This is a genomic window from Bradyrhizobium valentinum (genome assembly GCF_001440405.1).
Taxonomy (GTDB): Bacteria; Pseudomonadota; Alphaproteobacteria; order Rhizobiales; family Xanthobacteraceae; genus Bradyrhizobium; species Bradyrhizobium valentinum.
Genome location: NZ_LLXX01000060.1, coordinates 39,486 through 58,054 on the forward strand (window position 1 = coordinate 39,486; position 18,569 = coordinate 58,054).

21 protein-coding genes are annotated in these 18,569 nt (G+C 62.4%); 11 read left to right on the forward strand and 10 right to left on the reverse strand.

Features of this window, described 5'->3' with window-relative positions:
- The first annotated feature begins 152 nt into the window (after window positions 1–152).
- The 6 genes from CP49_RS10200 (at window position 153) to CP49_RS10225 (ending at window position 5,683) form a co-directional block, all read left to right on the forward strand.
- Complete coding sequence (locus tag CP49_RS10200) at window positions 153–440, forward strand: DUF4212 domain-containing protein (RefSeq protein WP_245310636.1); 288 nt, start codon at window positions 153–155, stop codon at window positions 438–440.
- Window positions 441–453: 13 nt separating this feature from the next.
- A complete protein-coding gene (locus tag CP49_RS10205; protein WP_057850134.1) occupies window positions 454–2,430 on the forward strand; it encodes a sodium:solute symporter family protein in 1,977 nt (658 codons plus the stop codon).
- A 172-nt stretch (window positions 2,431–2,602) separates the two neighbouring features.
- Window positions 2,603–2,923, forward strand: a complete 321-nt coding sequence (locus CP49_RS10210; RefSeq protein WP_057850135.1) for a hypothetical protein — start codon at window positions 2,603–2,605, stop codon at window positions 2,921–2,923.
- Complete coding sequence (locus CP49_RS10215; RefSeq protein ID WP_057850136.1) at window positions 2,920–3,243, forward strand: hypothetical protein; 324 nt, start codon at window positions 2,920–2,922, stop codon at window positions 3,241–3,243. Before CP49_RS10210 ends, CP49_RS10215 begins: the two co-directional genes overlap by 4 nt.
- Before the next feature lie 96 nt (window positions 3,244–3,339).
- Window positions 3,340–3,708, forward strand: a complete 369-nt coding sequence (locus CP49_RS10220; RefSeq protein ID WP_057850137.1) for a hypothetical protein — start codon at window positions 3,340–3,342, stop codon at window positions 3,706–3,708.
- A 313-nt stretch (window positions 3,709–4,021) separates the two neighbouring features.
- Window positions 4,022–5,683 carry an MFS transporter gene (locus tag CP49_RS10225; protein ID WP_057850138.1) on the forward strand — a complete coding sequence of 554 codons (1,662 nt, stop codon included), beginning with the start codon at window positions 4,022–4,024 and terminating at the stop codon, window positions 5,681–5,683.
- A gap of 76 nt (window positions 5,684–5,759) precedes the next feature.
- Here the strand turns inward: CP49_RS10225 and CP49_RS10230 are convergent, their stop codons facing one another.
- The 3 genes from CP49_RS10230 to CP49_RS10240 all read right to left on the reverse strand — a co-directional run bounded on the left by CP49_RS10230 (window position 5,760) and on the right by CP49_RS10240 (window position 7,695).
- A complete protein-coding gene (locus tag CP49_RS10230; protein WP_057850139.1) occupies window positions 5,760–6,233 on the reverse strand; it encodes a secondary thiamine-phosphate synthase enzyme YjbQ in 474 nt (157 codons plus the stop codon).
- A gap of 159 nt (window positions 6,234–6,392) precedes the next feature.
- Window positions 6,393–6,929: a hypothetical protein gene (locus CP49_RS10235; RefSeq protein WP_057850140.1), complete on the reverse strand. Its 537-nt coding sequence runs from the start codon at window positions 6,927–6,929 to the stop codon at window positions 6,393–6,395.
- A 142-nt stretch (window positions 6,930–7,071) separates the two neighbouring features.
- Entirely contained in the window at window positions 7,072–7,695 is a 624-nt protein-coding gene (locus tag CP49_RS10240) for a 2-hydroxychromene-2-carboxylate isomerase (RefSeq protein ID WP_057850141.1), read from the reverse strand.
- A 276-nt stretch (window positions 7,696–7,971) separates the two neighbouring features.
- Here CP49_RS10240 and CP49_RS10245 point away from each other — a divergent pair, with 276 nt between their 5' ends.
- From CP49_RS10245 to CP49_RS10265, 5 genes are all read left to right on the forward strand, one after another.
- A complete protein-coding gene (locus CP49_RS10245; RefSeq protein WP_057850156.1) occupies window positions 7,972–8,343 on the forward strand; it encodes an AtpZ/AtpI family protein in 372 nt (123 codons plus the stop codon).
- Window positions 8,344–8,412: 69 nt separating this feature from the next.
- Window positions 8,413–9,168: a F0F1 ATP synthase subunit A gene (locus CP49_RS10250; protein ID WP_057850142.1), complete on the forward strand. Its 756-nt coding sequence runs from the start codon at window positions 8,413–8,415 to the stop codon at window positions 9,166–9,168.
- 56 nt (window positions 9,169–9,224) lie between these two features.
- A complete protein-coding gene (locus CP49_RS10255; RefSeq protein ID WP_016847054.1) occupies window positions 9,225–9,455 on the forward strand; it encodes a F0F1 ATP synthase subunit C in 231 nt (76 codons plus the stop codon).
- A 60-nt stretch (window positions 9,456–9,515) separates the two neighbouring features.
- Window positions 9,516–10,064 carry a F0F1 ATP synthase subunit B family protein gene (locus CP49_RS10260; protein WP_057850143.1) on the forward strand — a complete coding sequence of 183 codons (549 nt, stop codon included), beginning with the start codon at window positions 9,516–9,518 and terminating at the stop codon, window positions 10,062–10,064.
- A gap of 4 nt (window positions 10,065–10,068) precedes the next feature.
- Window positions 10,069–10,554 carry a F0F1 ATP synthase subunit B family protein gene (locus CP49_RS10265; RefSeq protein WP_057850144.1) on the forward strand — a complete coding sequence of 162 codons (486 nt, stop codon included), beginning with the start codon at window positions 10,069–10,071 and terminating at the stop codon, window positions 10,552–10,554.
- A gap of 66 nt (window positions 10,555–10,620) precedes the next feature.
- Here the strand turns inward: CP49_RS10265 and CP49_RS10270 are convergent, their stop codons facing one another.
- The 7 genes from CP49_RS10270 to CP49_RS10300 form a co-directional block, all read right to left on the reverse strand.
- The gene (locus tag CP49_RS10270; protein ID WP_057850157.1) at window positions 10,621–11,232 is read right to left on the reverse strand and encodes a hypothetical protein; all 612 of its coding nucleotides are present in this window, start codon (window positions 11,230–11,232) and stop codon (window positions 10,621–10,623) included.
- A gap of 132 nt (window positions 11,233–11,364) precedes the next feature.
- Window positions 11,365–11,952, reverse strand: coding sequence for a GNAT family N-acetyltransferase (locus CP49_RS10275; RefSeq protein WP_057850145.1), 588 nt, complete (start codon window positions 11,950–11,952; stop codon window positions 11,365–11,367).
- Window positions 11,953–12,052: 100 nt separating this feature from the next.
- Window positions 12,053–13,342: a M16 family metallopeptidase gene (locus CP49_RS10280; protein ID WP_057850146.1), complete on the reverse strand. Its 1,290-nt coding sequence runs from the start codon at window positions 13,340–13,342 to the stop codon at window positions 12,053–12,055.
- On the reverse strand, window positions 13,339–14,757 hold the full coding sequence (gene thrC, locus CP49_RS10285; RefSeq protein ID WP_057850147.1) for a threonine synthase: 1,419 nt from the start codon (window positions 14,755–14,757) through the stop codon (window positions 13,339–13,341). The genes CP49_RS10280 and thrC overlap by 4 nt, the downstream gene beginning before the upstream one ends.
- A 381-nt stretch (window positions 14,758–15,138) precedes the next feature.
- Window positions 15,139–16,410, reverse strand: a complete 1,272-nt coding sequence (locus CP49_RS10290) for a lipoprotein-releasing ABC transporter permease subunit (protein ID WP_245310637.1) — start codon at window positions 16,408–16,410, stop codon at window positions 15,139–15,141.
- 134 nt (window positions 16,411–16,544) lie between these two features.
- Window positions 16,545–16,940: a (R)-mandelonitrile lyase gene (locus CP49_RS10295; protein ID WP_057850158.1), complete on the reverse strand. Its 396-nt coding sequence runs from the start codon at window positions 16,938–16,940 to the stop codon at window positions 16,545–16,547.
- 161 nt (window positions 16,941–17,101) lie between these two features.
- Window positions 17,102–18,569, reverse strand: a 1,468-nt coding sequence (locus CP49_RS10300) for a xanthine dehydrogenase family protein molybdopterin-binding subunit (protein ID WP_057850149.1), incomplete at its 5' end; no start/stop codon positions are given.

Consider the following 18,569-nt stretch of genomic DNA (forward strand, 5'->3'; position numbering starts at 1 on the left):
ATCTGACCATTCGTGATGTTAGCCTTCGATGTCTCCAATCCGGCAAAAGACCGGTAGAGCCGCGGCAAAGGGGGGCGCCGCACTGAAGGGATTTCATTCCCCTCGATCATTTCATCCCGGCGCATTCGCTATGCCGGTGCTTTGAGGGAGGAATGCAGTCAATGGCCGACTCTACCAGTATGAAAGAAAGAGAAGAGGCGCACTGGGCAAAGACCTCGCGTCTGATGTTCACGCATCTCGGCATCTGGTTCTTCTTCGGCTTCGTCATCCACATGTTCGTGAAGCCACTCAACAACATAGTCATTCCGATTCTGGGCTTCCCGCTCGGCTTCTATATGGCGGCGCAGGGTTCGCTCATCGCGTTCGTGGTCATGCTGTTCGTCTTTGCCAAACAGCAGGACAAGATTGACCGCGAATTCGGCTTTGCCGAGGAAGATTGAGGGGAGCATCGACATGGCCACGCAAGGCGCTGCCACTTCGGATTTCATCAAGAATCTCGGTAGGATGTACGGGACCTACACCGGCGGGTTCCTGGCATTCATCATTCTGCTCGCGGTTCTCGAGCAGGTAGGCGTTCCAAACAAGATCCTCGGCTACCTGTTCGTGTTCTTCACCCTCGCGGTTTACGCCATCATCGGCGTGATGACGCGAACTGCGGAAGTCTCCGAGTATTATGTCGCGGGACGCCGTGTGCCCGCCTTTTACAACGGCATGGCGACCGGCGCCGACTGGATGTCGGCTGCTTCCTTCGTCGGCATGGCCGGCACCTTGTTCCTGCTGGGTTACGACGGCCTCGCTTGGGTGCTGGGCTGGACCGGCGGATTTGTGCTGGTATCGATCCTGATCGGCCCATACCTGCGCAAGTTCGGTGCCTATACCGTGCCTGACTTCCTGTCGTTCCGGTACGGCGGCAACTTCGCCCGCTTTCTCGGCGTGATCGTCCTTGTCGCCTGCTCCTTTACCTATGTAACGGCGCAAATCTACGGCACCGGGATTATCGCCTCGCGATTCCTTGGAATGCAGTTCGAGCTTGCGGTCTTTGCGGGCCTCGTCGGCATTCTGCTCTGCGCGATGCTGGGCGGAATGCGGGCAGTGACCTGGACTCAGATTGCACAGTACATCGTGCTGATCATCGCCTACCTGACCCCCATCATTATCCTGTCCACCAAGAATTACGGGATTCCGATTCCGGAACTCACCTACGGGCAGGCGATCGTGGATATTACCGCGCGCGAGCAACAGATGCTGGCGAACGGCCTGACGACGGCCGCAGCGCTGAAGCCGCATATCCAGCCATTCATCAACTACAGCCCGCTCAACTTCTTCGCGATCATCATGTGCATGATGGTCGGCACGGCCTCGTTGCCGCATATCCTGATGCGTTACTTCACCACCCCGTCGGTGCGTGAGGCACGTCAGTCGGTTGCGTGGTCGCTGCTGTTTATCTTCCTGCTGTACTTCTCGGCGCCGGCCTATGCGGCATTCTCGAAGCTGGAGGTTTACACCAACATCATCGGGCGTGACCTGACCGCCATTCGCCCCTGGTTGTTCAGTTGGGGTGAACTCGGGTTGATCCAGATCTGCGGCAAGAACGCAAGCAGCATCGATGCGATCGTCGCAGCGTGCAAGGCGATCGCCGATCATCCCGGCGTCGTCAGGTTGCAGGACTTCGTGATCAATACGGACGTGATCGTGCTCTCCACGCCGGAGATCGCGGGGCTTCCCTATGTGATCTCGGGCCTGGTGGCGGCCGGCGGTCTCGCCGCCGCGCTCTCCACCGCCGACGGGCTGCTGCTCGCCATCGCCAACGCGCTGTCGCACGACATCTACTACAAGATGATCGACCCCAACGCTCCGACCATCCGTCGGCTCACGGTGGCGCGCGCTCTCCTGGTGGGCGTCGCCGTGGTCGCAGCCGCGACGGCCGCAACCAAGCCAGGCGACATCCTGGCCATGGTCGGCTGGGCGTTCTCGCTTGCAATGGCCGGCAACTTCCCGGCGCTGGTGATGGGCGTCTGGTGGAAGCGAACCACGGCAACGGGAGCGATCTGCGGCATCATTGCCGGCTTCGGCCTCTGCCTGTTCTACCTCGTGACGACCCGATATTTCCCGGGTGCAGGCGTGAAGTACTTCGGCATGACGTCGCTGACCAACCCGCTGACGGGAGCGCCGCTGGTCGATATCGCGAAAGCCATGGCACTGCCCAATGCCATGGAGAGCTTCCCGACACTGGCCCACCCGATGGCCAACAAGGTCGGCTGGTTCGACCTCAACAACATCGCCTGCGGATTGTTGGGAACACCGCTCGGCTTCGCTGTCATCTACATCGTCAGCAAGCTCGGCAGGGAGCCATCGGCCGAAATGCAGGCCTATGTCGACGAAATCCGGAAGCCGCGTGGCAGGACGGTGCTCGAAGAGAGGACCACCTAGGTTCCTTGACTTGGAGATCGATGGACGGGGCCCTTCAGGGGCCCCGTCTTTGTTGGTAGCACCTTATCAGTCTTGCCCGGACATCGCGCTCTTGCCATTGTTGGCGAAGAGCGGCTGGTTGCGATGCTCGGCCGGTCGTCTCACTTAATCAGGCTGCGAGGAGAAAACGTCCTTGAATATCGCAAGCTCGCTCGCGGCGTATTGGTACTTTCATCTGCCTAATTTTATTCTTGCGGTGTTGATGTACACGTTGCTTGGCCGCGTCCTGCTCGGCCTGATGGTGGATGCGGACTCGCCGAACTACATCTGGCGATTTTTCTGCCGGATCACCGATCCCGTCGTCACCGCCGTCGCCATCGTTACGCCCAAGGTTACCCCGCCGGTCGTGATTTGGCTGTTCGGCTTCGTCTGGCTGTTCTGGCTGCGCGTCGCGCTTCACTACACATTGCTACTATTCAATCTGGCGCCCCGGCTTGGGGGAGCCGCATCATGAACCGCAATTTCTATTTCGTCGGAATCGCGTTCTTCGGCATGATCAACGGCATCTTCAATCAGCTCGCGCTGATTTTTACGTTGCTGTATGTCCAGTTGCTCGCCGGCCCGCTGCTGTTTGGCAGCCTGTCCCTGACGCTGATGTTCGCATCCTTGATGGTTTCGACCGCGACCGTGATCCTGGGCGGGATTCCGGCGGCAATCTACGAGCGGGTCACCGGAGGCTCGGAATCAAGCGATGCATCGCTGTGGATCTGGCTTGCGGGAACCGCCCTTCTGGCGCTGCCCGCCGCCGGTAATTTTCTCAAGATCGGCCTGTAGCAACCCATTCGCGATGTTGAGCACGGGCCGTGCTGCCGCTACCCTGCGGCCGGCTTTTGAACCGGCACATGTCCTTGATTGACGGGGTGGCGGATCGTGGAAGAGATACGCCGTATCGCCTACGAAACAGTGCTTCGCGCCTGCGGCTTCGCTTCGCTCGCCATCTTCTGCATAATGATCGGGTTGTCTTTCCTGCCGCGCTCTGCCTTCCAGGCGGGAGGTTTTCTCAGCATACTGATGACGCTGGTTCTGATTTTGAAAGCCTGGGAGGCCCGGACCAAGGATCACCGCCGGACCGAGTTGTGGCTCTATCTCCCCAAAGAGAGCCGTCCGCCGCAAGCCTCCGCGCAGCGGACAGTTTCGACGGTCATGCGCGAGACTTATCTGCTGTTCGCACTCTGGACCGCAAAGATCTCCATCGTGATGTGGAGCATTGCGCTTTTCCTCTCGCTTATTGGACTTTAGTTCGAGACTGCGCTGACTGGCGGGGTCAGGTCACCGCTTCTGGGTCGCGGACCGGCCAAAATGTAGTCACAGCTAAAGCGCTGAGAACGGTCTGAATGCCAAGGCTTTTCATGATCCGGGAGTCAGTGCTGCGTACTGTTTACGCAGTCTGGAATCATGTGGAGGCCACCGCCAACTCAGGCGCGGAAGGCCCGACGCCAGCCGAAAGTACTATTGGGCCAAGCTTCGCGAACATGTAGTGACCCCTATTCATAATGCGTGATCTGACGCAACGCACATCTTTGCGAGCATAAAAAAGGGGAGCGATTCTGAAATGTCTACTATGACTGTCACGTCCGACAAGGCCAAGGGCATGACGAAGGACGAACGTTTCGTCATCTTCGCATCATCGCTGGGCACCGTCTTCGAATGGTATGACTTCTATCTCTACGGATCGCTCGCCGGCATCATCGGCGCACAGTTCTTCTCGGAATATCCGCCAGCGACCCGCGACATCTTCGCGCTGCTGGCTTTCGCCGCCGGCTTCCTGGTACGCCCGTTCGGCGCCATCGTGTTCGGACGTGTCGGCGACATCGTCGGACGCAAATACACCTTCCTCGTCACCATCCTGATCATGGGCCTGTCGACCTTTATCGTCGGCCTGTTGCCCAACGCCGCCACCATCGGCATCGCCGCGCCGATCATCCTGATCATACTGCGCCTGCTGCAGGGTCTCGCGCTGGGCGGTGAGTACGGTGGCGCCGCGACCTACGTGGCCGAACATTCACCGCACGGAAAACGCGGATACTACACGTCGTTCATCCAGACCACGGCAACGCTTGGCCTCTTCCTCTCGCTGCTTGTGATCCTGTTCACCCGTACGGCGCTCGGCGAGCCTGCGTTCGCTGCCTGGGGTTGGCGCATTCCGTTCCTGCTGTCCGTGGTTCTTCTCGGCGTGTCGGTCGTGATCCGCCTGAAGTTGAACGAATCGCCGGTGTTCCAGAAGATGAAGGACGAGGGCAAGGGCTCGAAAGCGCCGCTGACCGAAGCCTTCGCCAACTGGAGCAACGCCAAGATCGTCATCCTGGCGCTGATCGGCGGCGTGATGGGCCAGGGCGTGGTCTGGTACACCGGCCAGTTCTACGCGCTGTTCTTCCTGCAATCGATTCTGAAGGTCGACGGCTACACCGCCAACCTGCTGATCGCCTGGTCGCTGTTGTTCGGCACCGGCTTCTTCATCGTGTTCGGTGCACTGTCGGACAAGATCGGCCGCAAGCCGATCATCCTGGCGGGCTGCCTGATCGCGGCGCTGACCTTCTTCCCGATCTTCAAGATGATCACCAGCAACGCCAACCCGGCGCTGGAAAAGGCCATCGAGTCGGTCAAGGTCGAGGTGGTCGCCGATCCAAAAGGCTGCGGCGATCTGTTCAACCCGGTCGGCACCCGCGTCTTCTCGGCGCCGTGCGATACGGCTCGAGCCTATCTGTCGCAGTCGTCGGTCAAGTACTCGACCGCCTACGGTGCTGCAGGCTCGGGGGTGAAGGTCGTCGTCAACGGTAAGGACATCGCTTACACCGACGCCAAGACCTCCAACCCGGCGGTGCTGGCAGCGGTTCAGGCGGCCGGCTATCCGAAGGCCGGCGACGCGCAGATCGTGAAGATGTCGAACCCGATCGACATCTTCCGTCCGCAGGTCGCCGCCATTATCGGACTTCTGTTCGTCCTGGTGCTCTTCGTCACGATGGTCTACGGGCCGATCGCGGCGATGCTGGTCGAACTGTTCCCGACCAAGATCCGCTACACCTCGATGTCGCTGCCCTATCACATCGGCAACGGCTGGTTCGGCGGATTGCTGCCGGCGACCTCGTTCGCGATCGTTGCCTCAACCGGCGATATCTACGCGGGTCTCTGGTATCCGATCATCTTCGCTTCGATCACCGCGGTTGTCGGCTTCTTCTTCCTGCCGGAAACCAAGGACGTCGACATCACGAAGTAACCGATTTCGTTCGGCGAAACGAAGTCACGAACCGGCCGCGGAGCGATCCGCGGCCGGTTTGCCTTTTGCAATCGGCTTACTCGACGCTGCCCGCGAACTGCAGCACGATCTCGCGCCGGTGCGGCCGCGCGCGGTGCTCGACCAGATAGATCGCCTGCCACGTACCCAGCGCAAGCGCACCCTGCAGCACCGGGACGTGCAGCGAGGTCGCGGTCAGCATGGTCTTGATGTGCGCCGGCATGTCGTCCGGCCCCTCGGTGTCATGGCGCCAGCCGGCGTTTTCGGGCGCGAGCCGGTTCAGCGCCGTCGTCAGATCGACGAGCACGGCCGGGTCGGCATTTTCCTGGATCGTCAGCGACGCCGAGGTGTGACGGATGAACAGCGTCAGCGCGCCTTCGCGCGCCCGAGCGTCGCGCACGAATTTCGCGACTTCAGCGGTCAGGTCGGTAAAGCCCGCACCCGAGGTCTGCACGGTCAGCAGCGAGGACACGATGGTGTTGGCGCTGACGGCAGATGGAGCTGTTCGGGAAACGGATTTTGGCGATGTCACGATTCTCTCTCCACCCGTCGTCCCTGCGAACGCAGGGACCCATAACCACCGGCATTCATTGTTACGTATGGTATCAGCTCTCATCGCGCAAAATCGACGGGCCGCGGCGTATGGGTCCCTGCGTTCGCAGGGACGACGCGAGGTGCGCGCGCTGCTCCGTCAAATCTTGCCGTTGACGTCCCGCTGCACCCGGTTGGCCATCTCGATCAGGCGACGCCAGGCCCGCTCCAGGAACGACATCATGCGATCCATGTCGCGGTCGCTCGGCAGCGGGATTTCGATCTTGCGCTCGCCCTCCGCCACCTTCGGTTCGCTCTTCTTCAGCGAATCCGATTTCGGCAGCGGCTCTTCGATCTTGCCGTTCACGGTGGGCTCGCGCGCGGCGAGATCTGCCTTTAGCTTTTCATTCTCGGCCTGCAGCCGGCCAATATCAGCTTGCAGCCGGCCGATTTCCGCGTCCATCGCCGCGCGCTCGTCGGGCACGGCATAGCAGGCCCAGCCCGCACCCGAATTGTTGCAGGTTGAGACCGCGCCGGTGCGGGTGTCGAGGCGGAGCACACCATCGCCCGCCGGCGACAGCGCGTAACGGCCGTTTTCGCTCTCCGGCATGCCCGCAACGGCGTATCCCGTGCCGGCGAGACACACGGCCAGCACGACGAGCCTTAAGAATTTCGATGACGATTTCGCTGTGCTCATGGGCTTGCTCCCGCCTCAGGACGGTACCGGTTTCCTCGACCGCCGGGGCGCTTTCAAGGCGCGTTTTCGAGCGAAAGCCTGCCCCGGACTTGATCCGGGGTGGGTACCGGTTCGCGTAAAGAAAACGCGTCAAAACAAATAACTAGATCCTTGAGCTATAGGGCGCGCGGGCGGACTTCAACGCATCTTCCAGCAATTCGAGGCGATCCTGTCCCCAGAACACTTCGCCCTCCAGCACATAGACCGGCGAGCCGAACACGTCGGCCGCCAGCGCGTCCTGCCGGTTCTGCTCATACGCTGCGCTGATTTCCTCAGAGCTGGAGCGCTCCACTAATTGCCGGCCGGGCAGCCCCGATTCGTCGGCGAGTTTCGCAATCGTTGCGGGATCGGCGAGATTGAGCTGATCCTCCCAGACGCCGGCAAAGGCCCGTCGCAGATATCGGTCGGGGTCGAAGCCGGCCTCGAGCGCCGCGATCACCACGCCGTCCGCGAGCCGGGCGTTGAACGGCCAGTTGGCCGGCTGCAGGTGAAATTTCAGTCCGCGCTTGTCGCGCCAGCGCTGCAGTTCGACCATCCGGTAGCGCTGCCGGACCGGGTGGCGCTTCATTAACGGCAAGCCGCCGGTCTCCGAGAACAGGTCGACCAGCACCACCGGCCTGTGATTAACCTTGAGATCGTAAGTACTTACCATATGCCGAAACACTTGATGCCCGATATAGGCCCAAGGCGATTGGATCGAGAAATAGTAATCGACCTGACGCGGCATGCGGGCTCCGGGGGACGAGGATTTTGGCTTCGCTTGGAGCATCCCAACAGACCGCTCAAATGGGCGCAAGATCGATCCTTGGGAGAATAGCTGCTGCACTGCGATGACCGTCCACAGTGTCGCAGGCCCCGCTCGAATAATTCCAATTAAATCAATGAACTAACTGGTTACGACCTAATCTTGACTTGAATAGACGCGGTAAGTATGGTCCGCGCGGCTTTCAAGGGTGACGGGCGTAATTTCCATCAACCGTTGGCATCGTTTAATGTCTTGGGCATGGCCGAAGACAAAAACGACAACGCAGGTGGGAATCGCGATCAGCCGTCTTCCGACGAAGCTGCGCTTTCCGCAAGGCTCGGAAGTCTGGATCAACGGTTGTCCGAAATTCGCGACAGCCGGAAACTCAGGACTGATCAACCCGGAACTGAAAGCGGAGACAGGGCTGCCAGAGCATCTGCAATGGCGCTGGGTTTCCGGCTTTCTTCGGAGTTGGTTGCGGGCGTTGTCGTCGGGGCGGCGATTGGCTGGGGGTTCGACCGTTTGTTGTCGACATCGCCGTTCGGTCTCATCGTGTTTTTGCTACTCGGCTTCACCGCCGGCGTGGTCAACGTGGTGAGGTCTGCAGGCGTAGCTTCCCGCAGGCGCTGAGCATCGACGGGAAGTCACGACATTTGAAATTCGATTGCCGGCCAGGCCGGTGGATAAAGAGCCGCGCGGATGAAAATCGACCCGATCCACCAGTTCAATATCGAACCCCTCTTCACGATCGGCCATATCGGCAACCAGACGATCGCCTTCACCAACTCGTCGCTCTACATGTTCCTCTCGGTAGCGGTGATCTCGCTATTGATGATCGGCGGCATGGCGGGACGGCAACTGGTTCCCGGGCGGCTGCAGTCGATCGCGGAAATCTCTTACGAATTCGTCGCCAGCACGATCCGCAGCACCGCCGGTGCGGAAGGCATGAAGTTCTTCCCGCTGATCTTCTCGCTGTTCATGTTCATCTGCATCTCGAACCTGATCGGCATCATCCCCTACACGTTCACGGTTTCGAGCCATATCATCGTCACCGCGGCGCTTGCCTTCCTGGTTTTCTTCACGGTCCTGATCTACGGGATCTACAAGAACGGCTTCAAGTTCTTCAAGATTTTCGTGCCCTCCGGCGTGCCGATCTACATCCTGCCGCTGGTCATGTTCATTGAAATCCTGTCCTTCTTCCTGCGGCCGGTTTCGCATAGCGTGCGTCTGTTCGCCAACATGCTGGCGGGTCACATCGCGCTGAAGGTGTTCGCGGGCTTCGTCGCCATGCTCGGCGTTTCGCTTGGCGCCGTCGGCTGGATCGGCGGCGTGCTGCCGCTGGCGCTCACCGTCGCGCTGACCGCGCTCGAACTGCTGGTCGCGTTCCTGCAGGCCTACGTGTTCGCGATCCTGACCTGCATCTATCTCAACGACGCCATTCATCCGGGACACTAAGCGGTCCGGGGAATTTCCACCCACCCTTTGTCTTATCCTCAAGGAGCTGAAAGAAAATGGAACCGGCAGCAGCAAAACTTATCGGCGCGGGCATCGCATGCATCGGCATGGGCGGTGCGGGCGTCGGCGTGGGCATCATCTTCGGCAACTACCTCGCCGCAGCGGTGCGCAATCCTTCCGCTGCCCAGGGCCAGTTCGGCAACCTGATCTTCGGCTTCGCCGTGACCGAAGCGCTCGGCATCTTCTCGCTGCTGATCGCGCTGCTGCTGCTGTTCGTTCCGCTCTGAACTGCACCCTACCGCGCCGCCCGGACCGGGCGGCGCGCCTGACTGCAACAGGAGAACCCCGTGGCTGAAAAAAGTCATGGTACCGGCGCCCACACCGGAGCAGATGGCGGACACGGCGGAGGGTTTCCTCCGTTCGAGTCGAGCACGTTTGCTTCACAACTGGTGTCGCTCGTTATCGCGTTCGTCGCGCTCTATGTGATCGTTTCCCGCATCGCGCTCCCGCGTGTCGAAAGCGTGATCGACGCACGTCAGAACGCGATCGAGGGCGATCTGGCGGCGGCGCAGAAACTGAAGGACGAGTCCGACGCTGCGCTGAAGGCGTATGAGGCGGAACTCGCTTCGGCGCGCTCCCGCGCGCAGGCGATCGGCAACGAGACCCGCGAGAAGCTGAATGCGGCTGCGGAAGCCGAGCGCAAGACGCTGGAAGACCAGCTCGCCACAAAGCTGGCCGCCGCCGAGAAGCAGATCGCGGCGACACGGGAAGCCGCGATGAGCAATGTCCGCGGCATCGCAGCGGACGCAGCCGGCGCGATCGTGCAACGGCTCACCGGCGTGCTGCCCGACAAGAAGACGGTGAGCAAGGCCGTCGATGCTTCGTTGAAGGGATAGACCGATGTTCACCGAACCGGAAACCTGGGTCGCAATCGCCTTCGTCATCCTCCTGGTGCTGTTTGCCTATCTCGGCGTCCACAAGACGGTGCTGACGGCGCTCGATCACCGCGCCGAACGCATCAAGGCCGAACTTGACGACGCCCGCCGTCTCAAGGAGGAGGCCGCCAAGCTGCTCGGCGAGTACCAGACCCGCCGCGCCAGCGCCGAGCGCGAGGCCGAGGAAATCATCGCCAACGCCAAGGCGGAAGCCGAGCGCATCGCGACCGAGGCCAAGGCCAAGATGGAAGACTTCGTCGCCCGCCGCACCAAGACCGCCGAGAGCAAGATCGCGCTCGCCGAGGCCCAGGCGCTGGCCGATGTCCGTGCCGCCGCCGCCAACGCCGCGGTCGAAGCCGCCGCGACCATCCTGTCGCGGTCGGTCAAAGGCTCGGTCGCCGACGACCTGCTCGCCAAGGGCATTGCCGAGGTTCGTGCCAAGCTGAACTGAGCGCTTTCAATCAACCAATCAAGGCCGGCGCGAGACGATCGCGCCGGCTTTTTTATTGCTTCTGCTTCATTGCTTTTTCTTGCGCGGCGCCGGGCGTTCGGGTTTCAGGGCCTGCGGATCGAAGCCGATATAGAAGATGTAGCTGTCGCCGACGGCGCCGGGGGGCGCCGGGTAGGTGAGATCTTCGGCCACCAGCGTGAACGGCTCGCTGCCGGTTTCGGTCATGTTGACGGTGGTCTGGTAGGCCTTGGTGGCGATGGTCTTTTCGGAAACGCCGCCCTGCACCACCGCGACGCGAATCGGGACCTGCACCGAGGGCGGCGCGCCGGCGGGACCGGCAATGACGCGGCCCTGAATGCCGATCCGCGCGGTGATCACCCCGCCATTGACGCTGCATTCGCGGGCCATCTTGGTGATCGTCGCCTGAAAGCGCAGGTCGTTGCCGACCGGCTGCTTGCCGGGCGGGGCCACCGCATAAGTCGCCGCGCCGGCCCGGACCGTGACCGGTGGGCAGGTCAGGTCGCCGGTGTCCTGGGCTTCCGGCCCCCCGGGGGCAACCCCGGCCGGTTCGTCAGGCTTGCCGCCGAACAGGCTCTTGAAACGATCGGTCAGTGATTGGGCCGATGCCGGCGCCGCCGTCAGGCAGGCCAGCCCGCCTGCGACCGCCGCCGCAACCATCACCTTGGCCAAACGATTGTCACCCATGCGACGTCCCAAAATCCCCTCGTCTCACGTCATTGTTCCCGGCGGCGTTATAGCAGCCCAATGGCGGCGAACCCAAGGCACCCAAAAGGCTTAGAAATCAACGGTTCAGCCGCGGAAATCCTCATGCAGCAGGCCGAACAGCAAATGGTCCTGCCAGACGCCGTTAATGCAAAGATAGCGCCGCGCCAGCCCCTCGCGGGTGAAGCCGCATTTCTCCAACACCCGGATCGACGGTGAATTGGAGGGAATGCAGGCGGCCTCGATACGGTGCAGATTGAGCTCGCCGAACAGCGTCGGCAGCAGCACCCGCAACGCTGATGTCATGTAGCCGCGATGGGCGTAGGGCTCGCCGACCCAATAGCCGATGGTGCCGGCCTGCACGATGCCGCGGCGGACATTGGCCAGCGTGATGCCGCCGATCATGGCGCCGTCGGATTCCCGGAAAATGATGAACGGATAGGAGCGGTCGGCGGCGATATCCTCGGCGTAGCGGCGCAGCCTGCGGCGGAAACCGGCGCGGGTCAGATCGTCCGACGGCCAGATCGGCTCCCATGGCGTGAGGTAGGCCCGGCTTTGTTCGCGCAATTGCGCCCATTGCACGAAGTCCGACATCTGGGGAGCGCGCAGCAACAGGCCGTGGCCGCGCGGTACGAGCGCGGCTTGTCCGCTGGTTGGCAAACGAAACAGGGCCATGCCCTTTACTCCCCGCCCTCTAACTATCGGAGCATCATCCTTACGGAAAACCGGAGCCCACTTTTGCGCTAACACGGCCCTCCGGGTCCGGGATCATGCTCTAATGTAGCAGCGTCTTCGCCTTCGACCTGGTCAATCCTTCCGCAAAAGACACCGCTGTGTCCAGACCCCTGCCGCTGCCAAGCGCGACAACCGCCGGCCGGCTGCGGGACAAAAGCGCGTGCGCGGCGTTGCGGGTCGATTCGACGCTGACCGCATCGATCCTGGTAACCAGCTCTTCCACCGTCAGCGGCCGTCCATAGGCCAGCACGTGCCGCGCCAGTTGTTCGGCCCGGGACGAGCAGCTTTCCAGCGCCATCAAAAGCCCCGCCTTCATCTGCGCCTTGGCGCGGGCGATCTCGGCTTCGGTGAGGGTCTCCACGGCGTCGTTGATGACGTCGATGATGACCTCCATCATCTCCGGCGCGTCGCCGGGGTCAGTGCCGGTATAGAGGCCGAAAAAGCCGGTGTCGGTATAGGGCGCGTGGAAGGTGTAGATCGAGTAGCACAGGCCGCGCTTTTCGCGCACTTCCTGGAACAGCCGCGACGACATTCCGCCGCCGAGCGTGTTGGTGAACACCTGCAGTGAGAACAGCGACAGGTCGGTCTGCGGCACGCCTTCGAGCGCCAGCGTCAGATGCGCCTGTTCGAGGTCGCGGTGCACCACGCGCGAGCCGCCCTTGCCGAACATCGCCGGTTGCGGCTTCGGTGCGGGTGTCGCGTCGAAGTTGGCGAATTTTTGCGCAACATCCTCGACCACGCGTTTGTGGTCGACCGCGCCTGCGGCCGCCACCACCATGTCGGGGCCACGGTAATGCGTCGCGAGATAACCGCGCAACATGTCGCGGTCGAAAGTCTTCAGCGTCTTCGCGGTGCCCAGCAGCGAACGGCCCATCGGCTGGTCCGGAAAGCAGAGTTCGTTGAGGTGCTCGAACACGACGTCGTCAGGCGTGTCCTGCGCCGCGCCGATTTCCTGCACGATGACGCTCTTCTCGCGCTCGAGCTCATCCGGCACGAAGGACGGATTGGCGAGGATGTCGGAGAGCACGTCGAGCGCGAGCGGCACGTCGGCCTTCATCACCCGCGCATAATAGGCCGTCGTCTCGGTGGAGGTCCCGGCATTGAGGTCACCGCCGACGGCCTCGATCTCTTCGACGATCTCGCGCGAGGAGCGCCTGGTCGTGCCCTTGAAGGCCATGTGTTCCAGGAGATGCGAGATGCCGTGCTCGTTCGGCTTTTCGTCACGGCCACCGACGCCGGCCCAGACGCCGAGCGCTGCCGTTTCCAGATGCGGCATGGTGTCGGTGACGACAGTCAGGCCGGACGGCAGCTTGGTCACGTCAACGCTCATCCGGCAACTCCCTGCTTCGCGGCACGGCTCACCGAGCGCACGAATCGCTCCACTTCGGCTGAATCGTTTTTCATCACCGTGATGTGTTCGGATTTGGTCATGAGGCCGTCGAGCCAGGCCGGCAGTTGCGGGCGCACGCCGCAGGCCGCTTCCACCGCATCGGGGAACTTGGCCGGATGCGCGGTCGACAGCACGATGTTGGGAATCTTCGAATCCGAAGCATCGCGATCCGCCACCGCCAGCGCCACCGCGGTATGGGGATCGACGAGGTCGCCGGCCTCGCGCCACGCGGCGCGGATCGCAGCCGACGTCTCGGTCTCGTCGGCGCGGCCGGCATCGAACTCCTCGCGGATCGCGGCCAGCATGGCGTCCGGCAGCACGAAACGTCCGGACTGTTTGAGCGAGGCCATCAGCCGGCGAACGCTGTCGGCGTCGCGTCGGCTCGCCTCGAACAGCAGCCGCTCGAAATTCGAGGAGACCTGGATGTCCATCGAGGGCGAAGCCGAGGCGTGAACCTCGCGCACTTCGTAGATGCCGGTCTTGAGCGTGCGCGGCAGGATGTCGTTGACGTTGGAGGCGATCCGCAGCCAGCGCACCGGCAGGCCCATTTTCTTCGCGACATAGCCTGCGAAGATGTCGCCGAAATTGCCCGTCGGCACGGTGAAATCCACCGTGCGCGCAGGCGCGCCGAGGGCTGTGGCGGAAGTGAAATAATACACCACCTGCGCTACGATCCGCGCCCAGTTGATCGAGTTGACGCCCGACAGCGAGACCGCATCGCGAAAACCGTGGTGGTTGAACATCGCCTTCAGGAGCGCCTGGCAATCGTCGAAGGTGCCTTCGATCGCCAGCGCATGCACGTTGGACGCGCCCGTCGTCGTCATCATCCGACGCTGCACGTCGGAGATGCGGCCGTTCGGGAACAGCACGACCAGATCGACATTGTCGAGGCCAGCGAAGGCATCGACCGCGGCACCGCCGGTGTCGCCCGAGGTCGCGACCACGATGGTGGTGCGCTGATTGCGCTTGGCCAGCACGTGATCCATCAGCCGCGAGATCAACTGCATCGCGACGTCCTTGAACGCCAGCGTCGGGCCGTGGAACAGCTCCAGCAGGAATTGATTGGGCCCGATTTGATCGAGCGGCACCACCGCAGGATGGCGGAAGGTGGCGTAGGCTTCATTCGCCATGCGGCCAAGGTCGGCGTCGGAAATCTCGCCCGCCGCAAACGGCTTGATCACATCGACCGCGACTTCCCAATAGGGCCGACCGAAGAAAGAGGCGATGGTCGCCTGCGAGAGCTCCGGCCAGACCTCCGGCACGTAGAGGCCGCCGTCGCGGGCGAGCCCGGTCAGCATCACATCGCAGAAACCCAGGACGGGGGCTTCCCCCCGCGTCGAAATATAGCGCGTCAAACCACCCTCCAAAGGCGCAAGCCCTATGCCAAGCCTTTGATATCAATCATGTATTAGATTTCGCCAAGCGCGAAGCGAGCGGCACCATAAAGCGTTTTTGGGCGAAGGGGAAATGGCTCGATGACGAAAAGATCAGAGTTCGCGACCTCAATCACTGCAAGTTCTTCATAAAAGGTGCGTTCCCTCCCCCCTTGCGGGGGAGGGTTAGGGAGAGGGGTGGCGGCATCGGCGGTACTCGTGGCTTACCCCTCTCCCCAGCCCTCCCCCGCAAGGGGGGAGGGAGCCTACCGTTCGTGTGGTGACAGCGTGATTTGACGCTAACGAACTTTCTCTCCAGCAAAACGTGCCCACCATTCACGGGCGGAGCTCGCGCCCTTCCAATTACCCATATCGAAGAGCCTCGACCGGATCGAGCCGCGCAGCGCGCCACGATGGATAGAGCGTCGCGAGGAATGACAGCGTCAACGCCATGATCACAACGGCGGCGGTCTCGCCAAAATCGATCTCCGCCGGCAGCTTCGACAGAAAGTAGAGTTTTGGTGGAAACAATTCAGTATTGGTGAGCCAGGAAAGAAACTGCCTAATAGCTTCGATGTTGAGGCAAACCAGCATGCCGACGAGAAGCCCGGTCAGCGTGCCGACCACGCCGATCGCAGCACCTGCGATCAGGAACACCCGCATGATCGCCCCTCGCGAGGCGCCCACGGTGCGCAGTATGGCGATATCGCTGCCCTTGTCCTTCACGAGCATGATCAGGCCTGAAACGATATTCAGCGCAGCGACCAGCACGATCAAGGTCAGGATCAGAAACATGACATTGCGCTCGACCTGAAGTGCAGCGAAAAAGGCCGAGGTACGCCGGCGCCAGTCGACAAGGAACACCGGCCGCCCGGCGGCGTCTGCTACCGGCCTTCGGAATTCGTCGACCCTGTCAGGGCTGGCTTCGATGAAAATCTCGATCGCGCTCACGTCATCGGCGCGATTGAAATAGGCCTGCGCCTCGGCAAGCGGCATAAAAACCATCACGGAATCATATTCCGACATGTCGAGGCTGAACACCGCCGCGACCTTGTAAGGCTTGATACGAGGCGCCGCACCCTTCGACGTCACCGCTCCGCTGGGCGCGACCAGCGTGATGTTGTCGCCGGCACGCAGCGATAATTGATCGGCAAGCCTGCGTCCGATGGCGACCCCTTGTCCCTGCTCAAATCCGTCTAGCGAGCCCTGCTGGACATTGCTGGAGATCGAGGCGAGCTTATTGAGATCATCGGGGCGAATACCGCGAACGAGTACCCCGGAGGCATTGTGCACCGATGACGCCAGCGCCGGACCGTCCACCACGGGAGCGGCAAGCCGTATGCCTGGAACCTGACTGATGCGCTCGGTGACGTCCTTCCAATCCGTCAGCGGCTGTTCGATTGGTTGCAGCAGAAGATGGCCGTTCATGCCGACGATCTTGTCGATCAATTCCTTGCGAAAGCCGTTCATGACGGCCATCACGATAATCAGCGTCGCAACGCCGAGCATGATGCCGAGGAACGAAAATCCGGCAATGACCGAAATGAACCCTTCCCTGCGGCGCGCCCGCAAGTAGCGCCCGGACACCAGCCATTCGAATGCCGAGAACGGCATGGGGCGCGGGGGATTTTCCATGGCCCCAACCATAGCGCGTTTTCGGCAGGATTCGAATGCTCACTCTAAGGAAGGAGGATCATCCACCGCCATATTCCACCGGTTCTTGAGACTTACGGGTCATAACTTCGCCTGCGAAGAACGACGGCAGGCGATCAAGCCCGGTATTGCTCGTCGCTGACCTTCTCCATCCAGTCGACGGCCTTGCCGTCGAGCCGCTCCTGGATGGCGATGTGCGTCATCGCCGTGGTCGGCGTCGCACCATGCCAGTGTTTTTCGCCCGGTGGAAACCAAACGACGTCGCCCGGGTGAATTTCCTCGACACGGCCGCCCCAGACCTGGACCCAGCCGCGACCGGATGTGACGATCAAGGTCTGGCCTAAGGGATGGGTGTGCCATGCGGTCCGCGCGCCGGGCTCGAACGTGACGCTGGCGCCGGCGGCGCGCGCAGGGTCAGCCGCCTGGAAGAGCGGATCGACGCGCACGCTGCCCGTAAAATATTCGAGAGGCCCTTTGCCGGAGGGCTGTGAACCGCTTCGCCTGATTTCCATCGTTCCGTTCCTTGGCTTGGCCGGGACAGCCGGCATTGTTCCTGCTGCCAACACCGCGACGCCGGTGGTGGCGAGCAGGCATCTTCGCGTGATCATGGTGCTTCCCCTCGAGGCGGTTGGGTCGAGCTTGGAAGATTCGCGGCAGCGCCGCGATCCCGCGCTCAACCCACGTCCGGCATTTGCTCCAAGAGCTTGTCGAGCGTGATCGGATAATCGCGGACGCGCACGCCGGTCGCGTTGTAAACCGCGTTGGCAACCGCCGCCGCCACGCCGCAGATGCCGAGTTCGGCGACGCCCTTGGCCTTCATCGGCGACGACATCGGATCGGTCTCATCGAGGAAGAACATTTCCTGGTGCGGGATGTCGGCATGAACAGGCACCTCGTAGCCCGCGAGATCATGGTTGACGAAAAACCCTTTCCGTTTGTCGACCACGAGTTCCTCCATCAGCGCCGCGCCGACGCCCATGGTCATCGCGCCGATAACCTGGCTGCGTGCCGTCTTCGGATTGAGGATGCGGCCGGCGGCACACACCGCGAGCATGCGGCGCACGCGGATTTCAGCGGTCGCGGCATCGACGCCGACTTCGACGAAGTGCGCGCCGAAGGTCGATTGCTGGTACTTCTTGGCGAGATCTCCGTACTCGATTCCGTCTTCGGCGCTGAGCCCGCTGCCGCCTGCCGCCTGGGCCAGCGGCACGCGGCGATTGCCGGAGCGGACCTCGCCGTCGGCGAACTCGGCTTCCGCGGAGTTGAAGCCCAGTTTCTGCGCGATCGCCTCGCGCAGCTTGACGCAGGCGGCATAGACGCCTGCGGTCGAGTTGTTGCCGCCCCATTGCCCGCCGGAGCCTGCCGACACCGGGAAGGCCGAATCGCCGAGACGCACCTTCACCTTCTTGAGCGGCACGCCCATCATCTCGGCCGCGGTCTGCGCGATGATCGTGTAGCTGCCGGTGCCGATGTCGGTCATGTCGGTCTCGACGGTCACGGTGCCGCTGTTGTCGAGCCGGACGCGCGCGGCCGACGGCGTCAGCAGATTGTTGCGGAACGCCGCAGCGACGCCGGTGCCGACCAGCCAGCTTCCATCACGGACCCTGCCCGGCTGCGGATTGCGCTTGCTCCAGCCGAAGCGCTCGGCGCCGGTACGCAAGCACTCGACGAGCTGACGCTGCGAGAACGGCCGCTCCGGCTTTTCAGGATCGACCTGGGTATCGTTGAGGATACGAAACTCGATCGGGTCGATCCCGAGCTTCTCGGCCATTTCGTCCATGGCGATCTCCAGCGCCATCATGCCTGTCGCCTCGCCCGGCGCCCGCATGGCATTACCTTCAGCCAGATCGAGCGTCGCGAGCCGCGTGGCGGTCATGCGGTGCGCGCCGGCGTAGAGCAGCCGCGTCTGGCTGACCGCGCCGTCGGCCTTGCCGCCCGGCAGATCGCCCGACCAGCTCTCATGACCGATCGCCATGATCTTGCCGTCCCGCGTTGCTCCGATGCGGACGCGCTGGATCGTCGCCGGGCGATGCGTGGTGTTGTTGAACATCAGGGGGCGCTGCAGCGCCACCTTCACCGGCCGCTTCGCGGCGCGCGCGCCCAGCGCGGCGAGCAGCGCATCGGCGCGCGGGAACAGCTTG